The 16,285-nt window shown below is 40.9% G+C and carries 13 protein-coding genes and 1 pseudogene; 8 read left to right on the top strand and 6 right to left on the bottom strand.

Annotation, left to right across the window (positions count from 1 at the left end; genetic code table 11):
* Nucleotides 1-52 precede the first annotated feature (52 nt).
* Together VF06_RS11370 and VF06_RS11365 are read left to right on the top strand one after the other, a co-directional pair.
* Nucleotides 53-706 (top strand): hypothetical protein, encoded by a 654-nt coding sequence (locus tag VF06_RS11370; protein ID WP_099069442.1) that lies wholly within the window; start codon nt 53-55, stop codon nt 704-706.
* A 485-nt stretch (nt 707-1,191) separates the two neighbouring features.
* Nucleotides 1,192-3,915, top strand: a complete 2,724-nt coding sequence (locus VF06_RS11365) for a CHAT domain-containing protein (RefSeq protein ID WP_099069441.1) — start codon at nt 1,192-1,194, stop codon at nt 3,913-3,915.
* Between the two features lie 71 nt (nt 3,916-3,986).
* Here VF06_RS11365 and VF06_RS11360 read toward each other — a convergent pair whose 3' ends face one another.
* The 4 genes from VF06_RS11360 to VF06_RS11345 all read right to left on the bottom strand — a co-directional run bounded on the left by VF06_RS11360 (nt 3,987) and on the right by VF06_RS11345 (nt 7,310).
* Nucleotides 3,987-4,577, bottom strand: coding sequence for a Uma2 family endonuclease (locus VF06_RS11360; RefSeq protein WP_099069440.1), 591 nt, complete (start codon nt 4,575-4,577; stop codon nt 3,987-3,989).
* A 351-nt stretch (nt 4,578-4,928) separates the two neighbouring features.
* Nucleotides 4,929-5,468 carry a L,D-transpeptidase gene (locus VF06_RS11355; RefSeq protein ID WP_180267408.1) on the bottom strand — a complete coding sequence of 180 codons (540 nt, stop codon included), beginning with the start codon at nt 5,466-5,468 and terminating at the stop codon, nt 4,929-4,931.
* Between the two features lie 580 nt (nt 5,469-6,048).
* Nucleotides 6,049-6,564, bottom strand: a complete 516-nt coding sequence (locus VF06_RS11350) for a L,D-transpeptidase (protein ID WP_099069439.1) — start codon at nt 6,562-6,564, stop codon at nt 6,049-6,051.
* Nucleotides 6,565-6,677: 113 nt separating this feature from the next.
* Nucleotides 6,678-7,310 carry a bifunctional 4-hydroxy-2-oxoglutarate aldolase/2-dehydro-3-deoxy-phosphogluconate aldolase gene (locus VF06_RS11345; RefSeq protein ID WP_099069479.1) on the bottom strand — a complete coding sequence of 211 codons (633 nt, stop codon included), beginning with the start codon at nt 7,308-7,310 and terminating at the stop codon, nt 6,678-6,680.
* Between the two features lie 263 nt (nt 7,311-7,573).
* Between VF06_RS11345 and VF06_RS11340 the strand changes: the two genes are divergently transcribed.
* The 4 genes from VF06_RS11340 to VF06_RS11325 all read left to right on the top strand — a co-directional run bounded on the left by VF06_RS11340 (nt 7,574) and on the right by VF06_RS11325 (nt 10,943).
* Nucleotides 7,574-7,834: a hypothetical protein gene (locus VF06_RS11340; RefSeq protein ID WP_099073523.1), complete on the top strand. Its 261-nt coding sequence runs from the start codon at nt 7,574-7,576 to the stop codon at nt 7,832-7,834.
* A 462-nt stretch (nt 7,835-8,296) separates the two neighbouring features.
* The gene (locus VF06_RS11335) at nt 8,297-8,569 is read left to right on the top strand and encodes a GlsB/YeaQ/YmgE family stress response membrane protein (protein ID WP_099069437.1); all 273 of its coding nucleotides are present in this window, start codon (nt 8,297-8,299) and stop codon (nt 8,567-8,569) included.
* Nucleotides 8,570-8,965: 396 nt separating this feature from the next.
* Nucleotides 8,966-9,796, top strand: coding sequence for a metallophosphoesterase (locus VF06_RS11330; RefSeq protein WP_099069436.1), 831 nt, complete (start codon nt 8,966-8,968; stop codon nt 9,794-9,796).
* 313 nt (nt 9,797-10,109) lie between these two features.
* Entirely contained in the window at nt 10,110-10,943 is an 834-nt protein-coding gene (locus VF06_RS11325) for a metallophosphoesterase (protein WP_099069435.1), read from the top strand.
* Between the two features lie 824 nt (nt 10,944-11,767).
* On the opposite strand, the gene VF06_RS11320 is transcribed toward VF06_RS11325, so the two are convergent.
* Together VF06_RS11320 and VF06_RS11315 are read right to left on the bottom strand one after the other, a co-directional pair.
* Nucleotides 11,768-12,493, bottom strand: coding sequence for a hypothetical protein (locus VF06_RS11320; RefSeq protein ID WP_099069434.1), 726 nt, complete (start codon nt 12,491-12,493; stop codon nt 11,768-11,770).
* A gap of 509 nt (nt 12,494-13,002) precedes the next feature.
* Nucleotides 13,003-13,614 (bottom strand): J domain-containing protein, encoded by a 612-nt coding sequence (locus VF06_RS11315; protein ID WP_099069433.1) that lies wholly within the window; start codon nt 13,612-13,614, stop codon nt 13,003-13,005.
* A gap of 29 nt (nt 13,615-13,643) precedes the next feature.
* Here VF06_RS11315 and VF06_RS11310 point away from each other — a divergent pair, with 29 nt between their 5' ends.
* Together VF06_RS11310 and VF06_RS11305 are read left to right on the top strand one after the other, a co-directional pair.
* Nucleotides 13,644-14,741 (top strand): tocopherol cyclase family protein, encoded by a 1,098-nt coding sequence (locus VF06_RS11310; RefSeq protein ID WP_099069432.1) that lies wholly within the window; start codon nt 13,644-13,646, stop codon nt 14,739-14,741.
* 736 nt (nt 14,742-15,477) lie between these two features.
* Nucleotides 15,478-16,154 (top strand): annotated as a pseudogene (locus VF06_RS11305) (helix-turn-helix domain-containing protein); the annotation flags it as partial.
* Nucleotides 16,155-16,285: the final 131 nt, after the last annotated feature.

The following is a 16,285-nucleotide window of genomic DNA, read 5'->3' as shown; positions in this document are numbered from 1 at the left end:
GCGTTGTTATAGGCAATACTAAGATATTCTTGCTTTGTTCCTCAAGATTGTCATGGTTCAATTCGATGAACAGCTACGCCGCTTAGTTACCGAAGCCTGTGGATACCCACCTGGAAGCCCTCAGCGTCAGAAGCTGCTCACACAGATTATTCGTTTGACAGCAAGTAGACTCTGGAGGGAAAGTACTCCCTATTATCAAGACGCATTACAACAAACTTGGTTGTATTTCTGTCGTAATGTTTGTGAAGGTTTGACAGGCCAAAAATATGACCCTGCTTATGGTACTGTAATCACCTGGCTGAATGCTTACTTAAAACGGAGACTACAAGACTTTTACCTGAATCAAAACCGGGAACAAGCCACAACAGTCCCTCTTAAAATTCGTCAGTCTAAATTTGGTGGAACAAGTGAAACTATCGATCCTGTAGATAACCTACCGGCTGTTCCTGAAGCACCTCCAATTCTAGAGGAATTGGAAAACTGGGCGAAGGCAGACTTTGATGGAGAACTCCGTAGTATTTATATCAAAGGGCGTCCAGATGTGAATTGTCAGGTGTTAATCCTCAAACGCCTACCTCCAGAAGTTAGTTGGAGAGAGTTATCTGAGGAATTCGGGCTGTCAATTCCGACATTGAGCAGTTTTTATCAACGTCAGTGTCTACCGCGTTTACGTAAATTCGCAGAATCGGAGGGATTGTTAAGCTAATGCACGCTAAAAAAGCATAACTAACAAAAGTAGTTGTTGACTGTTAGTTGTTGAGTGTTAACTATCAACGGTGAGCCAGCGCCCAGAACAGGGGGTTCTCCCTATGAGCGACTGGCTTTAGTGACTGTGCCTAGCTTCACTTTGAAGGAGTGAACAGCCTTCTTGAATCAATAGACTTCTAAGATAAGTCGGGAAAAGGGGGTGCATGTTTGATATTTTCCCTTTCCCCAATAAAGATGCATCCCTTTGACCACAAGAGTGCAAAAAGCAATTGATTGCACTCTTGTCGAAATTACATGATTTTTGTATAAGTCCTGTCTTTATTGAAAACTGGGAAAAATCGAATAAAACCCGATCCTACTGCTGATAAATAAGATTGTAGAAGCTCGCAGATTGTTGATGGATGCAAGTGGTAACATTACCCTGGTAGTCCAAGCACCTAGAGTTAGTCCTGTACAATTCCCAGTTATCATCTACCATTTGCCATGCCCATAACTCAAGCAACTAAACCTAGTGGTGGAAATTCTCTAAAAGTGAAAAGGCAAAAAGCAATATGTTTGTTTTTATGCTTTTTAATGGGTTTGTTATGTATTCTCAGTTCACCTGTACTGGCAAAAGTTCCTAACTCATTCAATTCTTTAGCGCAAGTGCCTGTTAACAGTACTACCTCTGTGGTTGGAACTACTGACGCCGCTTCACTCGTGGAACAAGGCAAAGTTTTATATGATACTGGCAACTATACTCAAGCCGCCGAAGTTTTGCAAAAAGCTGTGGAGGCTTATCAGCAGCAAGGGGAGAATCTCAGATTAGCAGTGACATTGAGTAATCTCTCCTTAGCTTATCAGCAACTCGGTAAATGGAGTCAGGCACAACAGGCAATTACACAAAGCCTAAATTTGCTTAAAGCCGAGGAGCAAAACCCAAATCTGCAAATATTAGCCCAATCCTTAGACATCCAAGGTCGTTTGCAATTGGCAACGGGACGACCGGAGGCGGCTTTAGCAACTTGGCAGCAGACAGAAGAAATTTATCAGCAAGCAGATAAAAAAAATGGTGTAGTCCGATCGCTAATCAATCAAGCACAAGCTTGGCAAACTCAAGGATTTTACCCGCGCGCAATCAAGACTCTAGATAAACTTCGTCAAAAGCTAAAATCTGAACGCGATTCTATAGAAAAGACAGTGAGTTTGCGATCGCTTGGTGATGCCCTGATGCTAATAGGCAATTTCAAAGACTCACAGGAAGTCTTAGAAGAAAGTCTCACAATTGCTCGTAACTTGCAATCACAGGCAGATATTAGCGCCAGTCTGTTCAGCTTGGGAAATAATGCCCTCAAACAAAACGATAAACTAAAAGCCATCGCCTATTATCAACAAACAGTTGCAATATCTCCCTCACCGCTCACAAAAGTCCAAGCTCAACTCAATCACCTGAGTTTACTTATTGAAGACCAACAATGGGCAGAAGTTAAAACTCTTTTACCAGCGATTCAATCTCAACTCGATCGACTCCCACTCAGTCGTGCTAGTATCTACGCTCTGGTTAACTACTCACAAAGTTTATCAAAAGTCAAGAATAATGTTGATTTCCCAACCCAAACATTAACTAAAAATTTTTCCTCCCTATTTCCCATTCAACAGGAGTTAAACGCGCCGCTACGGCAAACAGCATTCCTACTCGCCAGTGCCATTGAGAAATCCCGGAGTTTAGGAGATAAGCGAGCAGAGGCCTACGCCTTCAAAAATTTAGGTGGTTTGTACGAACAAACCAAACAGTTGTCAGAGGCGCAAAGTCTGACTATGCAAGGATTAGGTTTAGCACAGAGCAGTAATGCACCTGAAATTACCTATGCATTGGAATGGCAGTTAGGTAGATTACTCTGGGCAAAAAATGATATTAATGGTGCGATCGCCGCTTATGATGCTGCTGTGGAAACTCTCCAATCTCTCCGCAGAGATTTAGTAGTAAATAACGACGTAGTTAATCAAGATGTACAATTCAACTTTCGGGACAGCGTGGAACCCGTTTACCGACAGTCAGTACAATTATTGCTGCAATCTCAACATGGAAAAACAGACGAGAAAATATTAGAAAAAGCACGTCTGCGAATTGAAGCACTCCAGCTAGCAGAATTAGACGACTTCTTTCGGGAAGCTTGTCTGCAAGGTCAGAGAATAACCCTCGACCAAGTGGTAGACAAAGGAGATCGTTCCGACGCTGCCATTATCTATCCAATCATTCTTCCCGAACAACTCCAGGTAATTGTCAAAATTCCTAACCAACCCCTGAAAAACTACGGTAACAAGATTTCCCAAACCAAAGTAGAAGAACTTTTAGTAGAACTGCGAAGAAATCTTGTTAATCCCACTGCTACCAAAACTGTTCAAGCCCAATCACAACAAGTTTATAACTGGCTGCTCCAACCCATTGAATCAGAATTACAAAAAAGTGGGGTAAAGACCCTAGTATTTGTGCTGGACGGAGTATTACGTAATATACCAATGTCCGCGCTGTACGATGGCAAGCAATACTTAGTAGAGAAATACGCAGTTGCCCTCAGTGTCGGTCTGCAACTCCTAGACCCGAAACCGCTGCTAAAACAGAAATTAGTAGCTCTCACCGCAGGATTAACTCAGCCCCCACCTGGATTTCCCAAGTTTGCCCCATTACTGGGGATTAAATCTGAATTCGACAGTATTGCCAAAGCAGGAGTTTCCACAACTCGTCTGTTAGATGGGGATTTTAAGAAAAAGAATTTAGAAACTGAAATTTCAGAAACTTCATTCAACATAGTACATTTGGCAACCCACGGCCAGTTCAGTTCTCGTTTTGAGGACACTTTTATTTTGGATTTTGATGGTCAGATTAACGTCAAAGATTTCGATACTCTTTTTCGCAATCAAAATAAAAGCATAGTGGAACTATTAGTTTTGAGTGCTTGCCAAACAGCAACAGGAGACACTCGTGCAGCCCTTGGCCTAGCAGGTGCAGCTGTACGAGCTGGCGCACGCAGCACCATTGCCTCACTCTGGCAAATTGATGACAAATCAACTGCAATGTTTGTTAGTAGCTTTTATCAAGAACTCAAAAGTGGCAACATCACCAAAGCTGAAGCTGTTCACCGTGCCCAGCTAAAACTCTTGAAACATCCTAACTATAAAGCACCAAGCTTTTGGTCTTCCTATGTGTTAATTGGCAATTGGTTGTGATTTCGACATAGAAAATATACTTTCAACCCTGTTCTCTGGGACATAACAAAACGACCATTGGACAACCAGACTTAGCAATTTCTGATAGCCTGAATAAATTCCTGTACAGCATCGTACTGGTCAGGCATAGCAATATAACGCAGTAGTAGGGCGGGGTCTAAATCAGGGAAAAATCCACTCCGGTCTATTTCTGAATATTCGCCCCCCTCATTAAGACGAAATATTTTTATAGAGTTAGATTTCCAAAACCAGACCTCAGGGACTTTTTTGGGTTTATATAACTCCTTCCTATTGATAGTTCCACTGGTGACAATAACTTCAATAACGATGTCAGGAACTTCTTTTTTTGTGCCAATGCTGTAAGACTCATCTGGTGTACCAGAAGCATACCCCGGTTCTTCCAAGGTATACCCACCACGACCGTAAAACCGGATACCCAACTCTCTCATGTAAGCTTCTAGCAAATAACCGAGAGTTCTTTTCACGAATTCATGTTCTTCACCAATCGGAGACATAATTTCTAGCATTCCTGACAAATAAGACAATCGGACATTGTGGTTGTCTAATAGCTGGGCTTCAATCCCTTTGAATTGCTGCCAAGAAATATCTTTAAGAGTTACGAGTTTTTCTTCTATCGGCTGGTCTAAAAGTGGAATGCTCATATCAACACTTCCTTAAAAAACCAAAGTAGAAATTGCATTTTCTTTTTTGCTGAAGCGATTGATTTTCATAGAGAATATCTTATACCAATTTGAAAAATGATTGCGACAGATGTATAGTCAAAAGCGATTACTACTAACTGTTTCACAATCCAAAATCTAAAATCCAAAATGGTATTACCCTAGCAAATCATTTTTTGAGGACTTCTGTTTACCTCCCTTAATCCCCCCTTGTCAAGGGGGAAAAAAGAAATTCAGTCCCTTCCCTTGACAAGGTGGGGTAAAACTTTGCTTAATCAGCTGATTTGTGTGTATACCGTAACTTGGCAAGGGGAGGGGTAACTGTCGCAAGCCCTATTTATGCACCACTACTAAAGTTCCCGTTGCAGCCCAGTTGTAAAGATTGCGAGCTTGCTTAACAGGTAAATTCACGCAACCGTGGCTGACTGGAGTTCCAAAACGGTTATGCCAGTATGCACCGTGAATGGCATAGCCTCTATAGAAATACATTGTGTAAGGAACATCAGGGATGTTGTAGCCCCTGCCTCGCATCCGGTGAGTGCGATACTTAGAATTAATCCGGAATTTACCTATGGGTGTAGGAGTCGATCGCTTACCTGCGGAAATTCGATATGAGTAAACGAGTTTTTTACCTTCCCATCCACGTAACCGTTGTTCTGACAAGTCAATTTCAATCCAGCGAGGTTGGGACGTTTGGCTGATACTAGATACAGTGATGCTGTTTTCATTAGCTGACGTGGCTTTAGCTGTAGCAAAATTGGGATTACCCGCTAACGGCGGCGACCAAGAAAATAAAGTCGCCACTGTTAACACCACGCCTGTACAAAAAGTTTTTGAGGAACGAATTCCACCACTGCGAATCCAGGATTGCATTATGCCTCACCTTCTAATTAGTCATTAGTCAGTAGTCATTAGTCATTAGTTATTTATCCTTAGTTAAACGAGCGGTTTTAACTAATGATGAATAATTAATCGATAATGAGCAAAAATCTGTAATTTCAAGATGAAATGCAAACTCTCCCCGGATTATTATTTGCATTTTTTCTGAGAGATAAATTGTCAGGATTTACGCTTATTAGACTTCTGACAGAAGTGGGAAAAGGGGAAGGGGAAAGGTTTGGTATTTTCTCTTTCCCCAATAAAGATGCATCCCTTTGACCACAACAGTGCAAAAAGCACTTTTGCAAGAGGTCTATTGATTTTAGGCAAATACTTGCATCACAAATTGGCATAGATAGGATTTTGGAGATTTATGAAACACGCTCTCAATCCAAAATCTCAACTCTAAAATCCAACATTTGTATTAATGCCTTACCCTACATTTTACTTGAAGTTGAATAATTCCGATTCCGAAGATTCCCAGCATAAAATGTTGCTGGAAATCTTCTAATTGTCTTGATTTCCTGTTATTTATAAATTTTTTACCGAAATAAGCTTGGAGTGGCTTCACTTACTATTTATGGATGACTATTGGTGTCCCCACTGATGCCCAGCCAAATAGCCATTTAGCATGTTTAGGTGCAAGATTTACGCAGCCGTGGCTTACTGGAGTACCAAATCTCTTATGCCAGTAAGCACCGTGAATACCGTAGTTACCTTGGTAAAACATGGCATAGGGAACGTTAGGAACATCGTAGCCTGTTCCCCTCATCCTTGTAGTTTTAAACTTGGATTGAATATTAAAAGTACCAACTAAGGTGGGAGTGGATTTTTTACCAGAAGAAATGGCACTCCCATAAACAACTCTGTCGCCTTCCCAAGCTATTAATCGTTGTTTTGTAAGATTAATTTGAATCCAACGTTTATCCGATTTTTGTAATTTCTGCATTGTTTGGGTAAAGCTTGGATTTTGAGAATTTGCCCAAACTTCACTGGTTTCAGTAGTAGTAAAAACACTTAAAGATAGTGCTGTACCAGCGAGGAGGATTTTAAAATTACGCACCCAGTTAGGATAAATCTGCCTTTTCATACTAGATACACTCACACTCAAATTATCTGGTTTTAGGAAAGTTACCAGTTTTCACTTTTCTTTCCATATCTATTAGTTTAATAGACATAAATTTTTGATGATTTGATTCTAAATTAACTCAAATGTTGCATTAGTTTTGCTGCCTTAGTTGCGATCGCCTCCCAATTACCCTGGCTAACAAGGTTTTTGGGAAATAATTCACTGCTCAAACCCACGGCCATCGCCCCTGCTTGTAAAAATTCTTTGGCATTTTCTACGCTGACACCGCCAGTGGGAATTAAGGGAATCTCACCCAGGGGGCCTTGTAAACTTTTAATATAATCAGCCCCGCCCACTGCTTGCACGGGAAATACTTTTACACAACTAGCACCATGACTCCAAGCGGTAACAATTTCTGTGGGCGTTAGCGCTCCTGGGATAATGGGCACATGTTGTTCTCGTGCGGCTTGAATCATTGCTAAGTCAACGTGGGGTGTAAATAAAAATTGCGCCCCAGAAGTGATGGCTTCCTTGAGCTGCTGCATATTGAACAGCGTACCAGTGCCAATAGTACACCCTGGTAATTCCGAACGTAGTTCACTGATTAATTCCTCAGCACCATCACTATTCCAGGTAATTTCAATTAGCTGCATTCCCCCAGACGCCACAGCCATAGCCATTTCTCGTCCCCATTCTTTTTTAGCAGCGCGAATAACTGCGATCGCTTTATGTTTTTGTAACTGTGATAACCAAATTTGATTAGGCATAGGATTGGGCATTGGGCATGGGGCACTTGTACTGAGCGTAGTCGAAGTATTGGGCATTGAAAGCTAGGATTTGGCAGTCTCAACTAGTTTTCTAATACCTAATTTTCAATACTAATATGCCCTATGCCCTATGCCCCATTCCCACACTTGCTTATTGCATCAAGCTATGAGATATTGCATATAATAAAATAACGGTAAACCGATAGATTTATCGTAGTTATAAGAAAATAACTTCAATGCTTGGGACTCAAGGAGTGATTACAATGACAATTGCGCGAGAAAACACAGTAGCATCGTTTCACGATTCCAATAGCGTTAATGTAGTGAATTGGCTGAAGTTTGTACGGTTAGGTACAACACAAGCCAAGGTCTTTTGGTGGCATATTCACGCATATAAGACGATTTTGACTGTAATGTTATTGACTTTGAGTAGTTTGATTTACTTGATAATCCATTGGTCTTTAAGTAACTTGTTACGAGTTCCTATGCATCAAGAACGATGGAAGATTAGTAGTAGTAAATGAAAGTAATTATCATAGGTTATTAGTCATTAGGGAACAACAAAGTTGGCTGAGTGCGGCGTATGTTAAGCCGAGTCCGCTAGCTTTTGACTTTGCTATCCCTTATGGGTAAACAAGCTAACAACAGCATTTTTACCAGGAAAATTTCAAAGACAAATAGCTAATGACTGATAACTAATAACCAATGACTAATGATAAATGACACTTCTAGTAGAGGAGATAGCCCATTGAAAATCAATATACTGTTATTACCAAGCAATAGTTTGATAGCTTCTAGTTAAAGACCAACTAGGAGCTTTTTTTTCTGGATTATCTACCCCAATAGGAGGATATATGAAATCAATTAACACTTATTTAAGTACTACTTGTGGATATTAATAATTAATTCGGATGATGGATGGAGTACTAATACTCAGATTGCTAATATTAATTTGTAAGTAAAAAACCTTTACCAAATTAATAATCATGAATATTCTTGCTTGGATTGTTTTAGGTTTAATTGCTGGTGCCATCGCCAAAGCCATCTACCCCGGTCATCAAGGCGGCGGAATTCTCGGAACAATCTTGTTAGGAATTATCGGTGCTTTTGTTGGTGGTAGCTTGGGTATCTTTTTTAGTACGGGAACGTTAACTCTAGCAGCTCCCACTCTCAGCATACCCGGTGTCGTAGTAGCAGTTTTAGGCGCACTTGTAGCAGTTTTCTTGTGGAACTTGTTAACTCGTCGCAGTGCTGTATAGGAGCAAGATTGCAACCAATCAACCAAGAAGATTTAGCAAAGTCATTTAAATATTTTATTTTTGAATTAAATCAAAATAATAGCGTTATCTTCAAGGGAAGGTAGCGCTAATTTTTTATTACAAGAGTTTGAGCTTAAGTTGACACCAATGACAGCTGTACACCCCTACCCATCCATCTGTATCAGGTATTTCGTGAAATGGTATGACGCTGGGATTGTTTCCCTACACTACGTTCCAGTCGCAATGACAAAATATTCCTTGCGTAAGTCCTAGTATAAATACGCCACAATCTCTAGTTTTCATGAAATTTTCAACAAGTTCTATTGGTTCCTACACACAATTCGGCGATGTTCAGCTAAGCTATAAGCTCTATGATTATGGTTTATTGAACGTCTTATGCATTGGTTGTTATCTGGGCCGTTGAGTACAGAGAAATTGACGGTTAAGATTGCAGGATTGCCTGCATCATTACAGGGTAAGAAGTTGGTGCAGTTATCAGATTTTCATTACGATGGTTTGCGGCTGTCGGAAGGTATGCTAGAGAAGGCGATCGCAGTTAGCAATGAAGCTGAACCAGACTTAGTTTTATTGACAGGCGACTATGTAACTGACGATCCCGAACCAATTCACCAATTAATACTTCGACTCAAGCATCTGGAAAGCCGTTTTGGAATATGTGGTATTCTTGGCAACCATGATATTCATTATAAACACGCAAAAACAGAAATCACAAAGGCATTAACTAGCATTGGAATTCACGTGCTTTGGAATGAAATTGCCTATCCTTTAGGAAAAGAATTACCAATTGTTGGACTAGCCGACACTTGGTCGCGGGAATTCAATCCTAAGTTGGTTATGAACCAGCTAGACCCAAACACACCCTGCATTGTTTTATCTCATAACCCAGATACTGCGGAGATATTGCAAAACTGGCGAGTGGATTTACAACTATCTGGTCATACTCACGGCGGTCAAATTGTGATTCCCAAAATTGGCCCAGCAGCCTTGGTTTACAGCAAAATTGCCAAAAAAATACCCCACAAACTACGACGGAAAGCGCGATTTTTGGAAGAAAATGTTTCTGTAGTAACTCATTGGGAATGGGCCCAAGGTTTCCATCGCTTAGGAAAAAATCAGCTATACGTCAATCGTGGCTTGGGAACTTACCTCCCTGGACGCTTATTTTGCCGTCCAGAAGTTACTATAATTACGCTAGAAAGTGAGTGAGAAATTCTCAATTCAACATCAAACGTGGCAATTCTAGTCACTATCCTAACTCGCCACTAGCGACAAATTAAATCTAAAAGCGCTTTAGTTGAGCTTGATAATCGAAAACAATTAATTACAGCGCTTTTCCACTAATTTAACTACACCACTCTCCACTCGCTATTTCCCTATTTCCCTTACTAATCAGGTCTAAATAGCTGAAAACTGCTGTAATTATATTTGGAGTAGATGACATAAATTATTGCAATTTATCAAGTTGCATTTTGATTTTTGGTAAGCTGTAAGCGCTGGTATGAGGAGTATCGGTTAGCTTATGCATTGGTTATTTACAGGACATTTAAGAGTAGATAAAGTCACGGTTAAGATTGCGGAACTTCCCACATCTTTAGAAGGTATCAAACTGGTACAGCTGTCAGATTTTCATTACGATGGTTTGCGGCTATCGGAAGATATGTTAGCAAAGGCCATCGCACTTACTAACGAAGCTGAACCAGATTTAATAGTATTAACTGGTGATTACGTAACTGATGACCCAACGCCGATTCATCAATTGGTGCTGCGATTAAAACATCTGCAAAGTCGTTGTGGTATTTACGCGGTCTTGGGTAATCATGATATTTATTACAGCCACTCCCAAGCAGAAGTGACAAAGGCGTTAAATAGCATTGGCGTACATGTGCTTTGGAATGAAATCGCTTATCCACTAGGAAAACAATTACCCCTAGTAGGACTAGCTGACTATTGGTCGCGGGAATTTCATCCAGCACCAGTAATGAATCAATTAGATTCTGTTACACCCCGTATCGTTTTATCCCATAACCCAGATACAGCTAAGATATTGCAACAATGGCGGGTAGATTTGCAATTATCTGGCCATACCCACGGTGGTCACATCGTAATCCCCGGCATTGGGCCTTTGGTATTTTATTATAAAAAGCTTCTCAAAAAAATTCCCAAAAAATTACGGCGTTGGGTAACACTTTTACTCGGAGACTGCTCGAAAGTCGTGCGATATTGGGAATGGGCGCAAGGATTTCACAATGTGGAAGAAAATCAATTATATGTCAATCGTGGTTTAGGAACTTATAAACCAGGACGCCTATTTTGTCCGCCGGAAGTGACTGTAATTACGTTAATTGGTGATTAAAAAGAATTCAGAATTCAGAATCCAGAATTCAGAATTGATTGGCAGTTTAGTATCCTTGATATACTCATTCATCAAATATTTTCACGATTTTTTAGTTTCTCTGACTCCTGAATTCTGACTCCTGAATTCTGACTCCTGAATTCTGACTCCTGAATTCTGACTCCTGAATTCTGACTCCTAAATTCTGACTCCTGAATTCTGACTCCTGAATTCTGACCTTAAAACAGAAACCGCCTGAAGCTACGATGGATAGATATCGGTAGCTTGGGCGGTTTCTTGAAGATTGGATAATTCAGAGGTAACTAATTCAACTAAAGGTGGACACTACTCGCGATCGCTTTACACAAATGTTGACATCCTTACATAATATATTCCAACTAGGCAGGCATTTTCTGGCTGTGCGTTCTAAAACCTCCAAATAACTCGATGAACACAAGGCTAAAACACATTCAACGGATGCCACAACTAATTGAGCGATCGCCCTAAAATTAGAGCAGGAGGTACAGGCTCTAACTTAAAAGTTTCACTTAACTTTTAACCTGTTTGTACCTTGTTCTTAATCTAGCACCACAGTTATTGAACTAGATTACATATTTACCAATATTTATTACCATTAATTTATTGCAATAATTCTGAAATATTCCTTAAAAATTAGCCCACTTGTTGTTGGTGTGAATACCAACATTAGCAAGTGGGCTGAAAAATTCACCGAATAGCCAATAGTTCAGAAGCCCCGTCCCAAGGGGGCGATCGCATTGGGCGTGGTTGAAATCCCCTTACTAGTAGCTTTTACTATTCCCTATTCCCTGTTGCCTTTAAAACTGCTATTGAGCAGAATTCCCTGTAGAACTGCTATTAGACGTAGTATTTGGCTGTTCTATACCTTGAGGTGTAGTAACTTTAGAGTTGTCGCCTTGGGTATCTGGAGTAGCAGTATTAGTAGAACTATCGTTCTGGGAAGTGGGAGTATTGGTACTTGGACTAGTAGTTTGGCCTTGGGTAGCATTGGGTGTTGGCTGGGTTCCAGAAGGCGCTGTTTGCTGGGGTGGAACTGTAATATTAATATCCGGTTGGGGTGGGGCAGATGGAGGTACAGCCTGTTGTTGTGGAACGGGAACAGGAACAGGTACTTCTCTAGTTCTTTCGATAATTGTCGTTTGTGGTTGAGGAGATTCCGTAGGTGTTGCGGTGCTATTACTCGGTGCAGGGGTTGTAACAGGCGCACTATTGTCAACTGCTGCGTTATTAGCCTGGTTAAAATACCATAGGCCACCAACAATTAAGCCAGCCAAGGACGTAATGATAATACCCATCAGCAAACCATTACTAGTATTATTGTCATCCCGTTCGGCTAAATTAACTTCTTGGTATCTACGCTCAGCATTTCGACCTTGTACGTAACCGTTTTGGTAAGAGTTGGGGTTAGTTGCGTTGTTGTTAACTGTTTCTGTGGTTCGTGTCAGGTGGGTATGAGTATTACCATTAGTGCCAGTGTAAGTTTCTTGTCTAACTTCACTGTTTTTGATTTCGCGTTCATTGGGAATAGACATAGCTTTTGATTTCACTCCTCGATACGATATTTAGAAACTAAAGTTTATAAAAACAAAGGATTTTGATGATGTGAAAAATGTGTGTTGCTGATAAAAATTGAGTTTTATTTAGCTACCCAACCGTTGGTAATTTTGAGAATAACCTCTGCGATTAAAAAAGTGGCTCTATCTCTAGTGAGTTAATACTTCATCAAAAGAAAGAGTATCCTAGCGATAGACGTTATTATGCTGTTAGCTGATATTCGAGTGTGATTTTATTTATCAACTTTGCTCTATAGACAACGAGAATAACTTTTGATTCCTGACTTTTATCTCTGTGAAAAATCGATTTTTGCAAAAAGTCTATTGATGTCATGTCCGGCTAATCACTTATGATTAAAATCTCTTTGCGTCCCCGTGTCTGGTGTATCCCCGCGTCACTGTCAATGATAAATTTTTAAACGCACAGGATCTGACTCATGGAGGCTGTTCGCCGTTGACACTCAACAGTCAACAACCACCACGAGTGCTTATATCCAACGCCGATTTAGCCGCAGTAAAGATTTGATTCCCTGACAAAATCTTGTTAGCAGAGGCTTAGGCTTTGATACGCGTCTTGGTGATGAGGAACTACGCGCAAAACCTGGATTTGTTATCTCTTGTTCTAACTCTCTAGCTTTATTTAAATCTGAAGAGGCTCTATATTCATATCCCAATTGAGAGCAAATTAGTCCACGATATTTATATGCATCGATATATTGAGGATTAAGCCGAATTGCATGGGTAAAATCTGCGATCGCATCTTCATATCTTCCATTAGTAGCATTCTCTACTCCTAAAGTATAAAAAGCTTCTGCATCCCAACGTTTGACAGATACTTTTGTGGGATTTTTTGGTGAAGATGAGGATGGATTTACAGTAGTGGGAGGCTCGGATGACAATTCAGACTTGAGCTTGTTGTAAGCTGCGTTGATTTTTTTGATTTTTTCTTCTGCTTTTTGTTTTTCCGTTTCATCGAAAAAGCGATCGGGATGCCAAACTTTCACCAGTTTACGGTAAGCTCGCTTCAGCTGTGCCGGCGATGCACCAGGTTCCAACTGCAAAATTTCATAAGCATGATTAATGTCGAAATCGTCGCGCATACTGAAAAAATCAGCAACTATGTAAATCCATGTTAACTATTCCTCTAAATTTCCTTTCGTCAACCCAAACACCCCATTCTGGTTATCACTGGGATGGAAGTAGTCGCCGCTTTTTTGAAGGCTGGTATTACCGCGTTACTTTACCGGAAATTGGACAAACATTCGCCTTTATGTACTCCATTGAAGACCCCATAGGAAATAAACCTTACAGTGGTGGTGCAGCCCAAATCCTCGGCCCGGATGATGAGTATTTATGCCGTACTTTTCCCGACGTAAAGAAATTCTGGGGTAGTCGTGATGTTTTGGGTTTAGGACATTGGGGTAAGACTGATTTACAAATTTCTCCTCTGTATCTTCTACCAACAGAGTTTGAGTATTATGTTCGAGAAGGCTATCAAGCCACGGCAACATTAAATCAGGGAATTATTCGCGATCGCGCTACTAACAATTATTGCCGTTGGCAGTACGAAATTCAACCGATATACGGTTGGGGTAACCAAAATAACATTCAGCAGTCAACCGCAGGCTGGGTATCATTTTTGCAAATTTTTGAGCCAGGATGGCAAATTTTGATGGCTCACGGCTTAGCTAGCGGCAAAATCGACTGGAATGGCAAAATTTATGAATTCAGCAACGCCCCAGCTTACGGTGAAAAAAATTGGGGTGGTGCTTTTCCCCAAAAATGGTTTTGGCTAAACTGCAACTGCTTTGAGGACGAACCAGACTTAGCCTTAACTGCTGGCGGCGGACGGCGTGGTGTTTTGTGGTGGATGGAATCTGTAGCTATGATTGGTTTGCACTACCAAGGCAAGTTTTATGAATTTGTTCCCTGGAATTCGCAAGTTGATTGGGAAATTCAGCCTTGGGGTAGATGGCAAATGAAAGCTACTAACTGCAACTATGAAATTGAATTGACAGGAACCACAGATTTATCTGGTACACCCTTACGTGCGCCCACAGCCGGAGGTTTAAGATATTGTTGCCGAGACACAATGCAAGGAAAGCTAAATTTAGAATTACGAAAAATAAATGGCACAAAATCTCAAATCATCTTAAAAGCACAAAGTTTTCTCTGTGGTTTAGAAGTGGGGGGTCAGCCTTGGGATCAATGTTGGCAGTCTCAGTAAAAATGCTATAATCTGCAACATGGCATTTTTTTGGGGCTGTAGCTCAGTTGGATAGAGCGAGCGCCTCCTGAATAATCGGGCACCATAAGGGAAACCTTATGAGTGAATGTGGTTGAATTCGGTGAAGCCTAAAGAGTGAAAATTTCCTTCTTTCAAAATGCTTGTGCGATCGTAAAAAGTTTCATAGCTATTGATAGAAAGTAGGAGTGGTTGTGTGTTTACCACAGTGTTGACACTCCACGGGAATACCGAGCCAAGCTTGATTAAATTCAAGAAGGTGTAGAGACTAGGTAGCCACCACCTAAAGGCTAAAACCTATGGTGAAAGTATAGTCCAGAGAGTGGGGAAACTCACACAAATCTGAAGCGCTAGGTCGTGCGTTCAAGTCGCACCAGTCCCGTCTCTAATGATTCGTAATTCATAATTCCCAATGTAGTGGACTGACACAGCTAAAATAGTGCATTAGTAAACTCTTGTGGGGTGGGCATCCTGCACGCCCGGACGGCTGAGGACACCCATCCCACAATAAAATCACACAAATCTGAAGCGCTAGGTCGTGCGTTCAAGTCGCACCAGTCCCGTCTCTAATGATTCGTAATTCATAATTACTAATGTAGTGGACTGACACAGCTAAAATAGTGCATTAGTAAACTCTTGTGGGGTGGGCATCCTGCCCGCCCGGACGGGTGAGGACACCCATCCCACAATATAAAAGACGGAAAATTGGGGTAAGTAGATGGGTAAAGGTCGTAGAGATAAAGTGCTTTTAAATACAGAGCAAAGGCAAAAACTAGAACAGATAAGTCGTAACGGTTATGCCCCAGCGAAAAAAATCTTGCACGCACAAGTGCTACTGATGTGTGATGAAGGTGAGGGTGCAACGAAAAAATGGACAGATGAACAAATCAGTTCCGCTCTCAACCTGCATCGCAATACAGTAGGAAGAATTAGGAAAAGATTTTTGGAGCAAGGTGAACAACCAGCCCTAAATCGTAGTCAACGAAAAACTCCGCCAGTACCGGCAAAAATTGATGGTCATACTGAAGCTCAAATTATCGCATTGTGTTGTTCTGACCCCCCCGCAGGACGAGTGCATTGGAGTTTGAGACTATTAACTCAAGAAATTAAAAACAGAAATATCATCACAGAAATTTCTCTAGAAACAGTCAGAAGCATATTAAAAAAAACGAGCTATGTCCGTGGAAAATACAAAGGTTTTGTATCCCAGAACGAGACTTAGCACGTTTTATTTCCCAAATGGAAGTAGTCTTGGATCTTTATAGTCAACTGCATAGTGAATTGTCACCACTCATCTGTATGGATGAAGCTTCTTATCAGTTAATTGGACATGTTTTTGAGCCAATTCCTATCGAACCAAGTCATGATGCAAAGGAAGATTACCACTATTGGCGTGTCTAGACTAAAGTTGTGCATTAGCTTTATTGTTTGGGAGGTGCTAAGGCGCAACTAAAAACATTGTTTATTGCAACATTTTAGCCTTGACACGCTAGTAGGCTAACGCACCTTCAATTTTTGATGGTGTG

Origin of the sequence: Nostoc linckia z4 (assembly GCF_002608075.1) — a bacterium.
GTDB lineage: Bacteria > Cyanobacteriota > Cyanobacteriia > Cyanobacteriales > Nostocaceae > Nostoc > Nostoc linckia.
Note: the sequence above shows the minus strand (reverse complement) of the source record. Positions and strands in the feature narration are given on the sequence as shown.